We start from the raw sequence: 3,295 nt of genomic DNA on the forward strand, positions 1-3,295 counted from the left end.
CGTCCCGCCCCCGGCCCGCCCCGGCGGCCACCCCGAGCAGCGCGAGGAGGGCGGCGCCTGGGGTACGGACCCGGCCCCCGCCTCCCTGTACGGCGACTGGCGCGGGACCCCCCGCCCCGCCGCGGCTCCGGCCCCGGGCGCGGACACCCCGGCCGCCGGGGCCCCCGCGGCCGGGTCCTCCCGTACCACCGGGCAGCCGCCGGCCCCCGCCGCCGAAGCCCTCACCTCCACCGGGTCCCACCGCCGCGTCCCGGGCCCCCGTAAGCCCACGGCGCCCGGCGGCGCCGGCCGGCCCGCGAACGGCCGCAGCACCCGGGTCCGCGTCTACACCGGTGTCGCCGCCCTGGCCGTCACCGCCGTGCTCGCCGTCGTCGTGGCGAACCAGGTCACCACCGAGGGCGACCCGGCCGCCACCGGCGCGCGCGCCGCCGGGGACGACGGCCCCCAGCGGGCGCCGGGCGACAAGACGGCCTCCCGCTCCGACGGCCGCCCCACCCCCGCCTCGCCGCCGCCCGCGCAGCCGCCGACCTACGAACAGCAGATGGCGCAGCAGCTGCCCATCGACGCCAAACTCACCGGCCCGGGCGTCTTCGACACCGTGCCCGGCGTCGCCAAGGCCCCCGGCAAGGGCAAGGTCGTGCGCTACCGGGTCGACGTGGAACAGGGCCTCGGCATGGACGCGCAGCTCTTCGCGGAAGCCGTCCAGCGCACCCTCAACGACCCGCGCAGCTGGGGCCACGACGGTGCGATGACCTTCGAGCGGGTGCCCGAGGGCAAGGCCGACTTCGTCATCACCCTCGCCAGCCCCGGCACCACCGGCGCCTGGTGCGCCAAATCCGACCTGGACACCACGATCGACAACGTCTCCTGCGACTCCGCCAGCACCGAACGCGTGATGATCAACGCCTTCCGCTGGGGGCAGGGCTCACCGACCTACGGCGCCGACCAGATGCTCGCCTACCGGCAGATGCTCATCAACCACGAGGTCGGCCACCGCCTCGGACACGGGCACGTGAGCTGCACCAAACCGGGCTCCCTCGCGCCGATCATGCAGCAGCAGACGAAATCCCTCGACATCGACAACATTCACTGCCTTCCCAATCCCTGGGTATTTCCCGGGAATTGACCGCATCGGGCCGGAGGGGTGGCCGGTACTCGCGTTGACAAGCCGTCCGATGATCGGTAATTGTTCTCCGCATGTCGCACCGCCACACCTCCGCCGCGAGCGCCGCCATCGAGCTGGCGCTCCTCGGTGTGGCCGCGCACAGCGTGGCCGACATCCTCTGTCGCTGACGCTCCCCCTGGGCCTGGCGGCCCGGGTGGTACCCCCAGCCTGAGCGCCGCGACCCCCCTTTTTTCTCCTCCTGGTTCCGTCGCGCCCGGGCATTCCTCCTGCCCGCAGGCGCGGCTTCCCCTTTTCCCCGGCCCCCGTCACGGCCGGTGATCCCCGTTGCTGCCCCTCGCGTGGCCCTTCCGTACCCCTTCACGCCGAGAGGTTCCTTCCGTCATGTCCCGTCAGTCCCACATATCGCGCCGCGTCGCCGCGCTCGCCGTCAGCCTCGTACTGGCCGGGGGCGCCGCCGCGTGCGGGCCCAAGGACGCGGCGGGCGGTTCCGGCGGCGAGTCCTCCGGCAAGCCCGGCGCCGCCGGCGCCCCTCAGAAGGGCGGCACCCTCACCGTCCTCAACACCGAACCGCAGAACGACTTCGACCCCGCCCGCCTCTACACCTCCGGCGGCGGAAACGTCCCCTCGCTGGTCTTCCGCACCCTGACCACCCGCAACCGCGAGGACGGTCCGGCCGGCGCCAAGGTCGTCCCCGACCTGGCCACCGACCTCGGCAAGCCCAACGCCGACGCCACCGAGTGGACGTACACCCTCAAGGACGGCCTCAAGTACGAGGACGGCAGCCCGATCACCACCGCCGACATCAAGTACGGCATCGAGCGCTCCTTCGCCGCCGAACTCTCCGGCGGCGCCCCCTACCTGCGCGACTGGCTCGTCGGCGGAGAGACCTACGAGGGCCCCTACAAGGACGGCGGCAAGGGCCTCGACTCCATCGTCGTCCCCGACGACAGGACCATCGTCTTCAAACTCCGCAAGCCCGAGGGCGAGTTCCCCTTCCTCGCCACCCAGACCCAGTTCGCCCCCGTCCCCAAGGCCAAGGACACCGGCGTCAAGTACGAGGAGCACCCCGTCTCCTCCGGTCCGTACAAGGTGGTCAAGAACACCGGCGACGGCGAGACCCTGCTGCTGGAACGCAACGAGAACTGGGACCCGAAGACCGACGAGGAGCGCAAGGCCTACCCGGACCGGATCGACGTCCGCTCCGGCCTCGACGCCGCAGTCATCAACCAGCGGCTGTCCACCAGCTCCGGCCCCGACGCCGCCGCCGTCACCACCGACACCAACCTCGGCCCCGCCGAACTCGCCCAGATCGGCGACAACAAGGAACTCGCCTCCCGCGTCGGCACCGGCCACTTCGGCTACGTCAACTACCTGGCCTTCAACCCCAAGGTCGCCCCCTTCGACAATCCGAAGGTCCGCCAGGCCATCTCCTACGCGATCAACCGCACCAGCGTGGTCAACGCCGCCGGCGGCTCCGCCCTCGCCGAGCCGGCCACCACCTTCCTCCCCGAACGCGAGGCCTTCGGCCACACGCCCTACGACCACTTCCCGGCGGGCAAGACCGGCAACCCGGCCAAGGCCAAGGAGCTCCTGAAGGAGGCGGGCTTCCCCGACGGCCTGACCGTCACCCTCACCCACTCCAACGCCCAGAACCGCCAGACCGGCCCCGAGATCGCCACCGCCGTCCAGCAGGCCCTCGCCGCCGCCGGGATCACCGTCAAGCTCGAAGGCCTGGAGAACAACGCCTTCAACGAGCGCCGCTGGGACGCCAAGAACACCCCCGGCTTCTTCCTCTCCCGCTGGGGCGCCGACTGGCCCTCCGGCGGCCCCTTCCTCGCCCCGATCTACGACGGCCGGCAGATCGTCACCAACGGCTCCAACTACAACCACGCCCAGCTCAACGACCCGGCCGTCAACGCCGAGATCGACGAGATCGCCAAGCTCACCGACCTCGCCGCCGCAGGCAAGCGCTGGGGCGCCCTCGACAAGAAGATCGGCGAGCAGGCCCTCGCCGTGCCCCTCTTCCACCCGGTCTACAAGCGGCTCGTCGGCAAGGACGTCAAGAACGTCGTCATCAGCGACTGGACCGGCGTCCTCGACATCTCGCAGGTCGCCGTCAAGTGAGCACGTTCCTCGACCGGCCGGCGCCCGCGAACGGGGCCCCCGCCC

3 protein-coding genes are annotated in these 3,295 nt (G+C 72.0%); all 3 read left to right on the top strand.

All coding sequences use genetic code 11. The annotated features are described in order from the left end of the window. A partial coding sequence (locus VR44_RS30765) for a DUF3152 domain-containing protein (protein ID WP_045950902.1) occupies positions 1-1,126 on the top strand: 1,126 nt, incomplete at its 5' end. A 71-nt stretch (positions 1,127-1,197) separates the two neighbouring features. Then, the gene (locus tag VR44_RS48960; RefSeq protein WP_342669409.1) at positions 1,198-1,293 is read left to right on the top strand and encodes an Ms4533A family Cys-rich leader peptide; all 96 of its coding nucleotides are present in this window, start codon (positions 1,198-1,200) and stop codon (positions 1,291-1,293) included. A gap of 214 nt (positions 1,294-1,507) precedes the next feature. Further along, positions 1,508-3,250, top strand: a complete 1,743-nt coding sequence (locus tag VR44_RS30770) for an ABC transporter substrate-binding protein (protein WP_045950903.1) — start codon at positions 1,508-1,510, stop codon at positions 3,248-3,250. The last annotated feature ends 45 nt before the right edge of the window (positions 3,251-3,295 follow it).

It is taken from the genome of Streptomyces katrae, assembly GCF_000966975.1.
GTDB lineage: Bacteria > Actinomycetota > Actinomycetes > Streptomycetales > Streptomycetaceae > Streptomyces > Streptomyces katrae.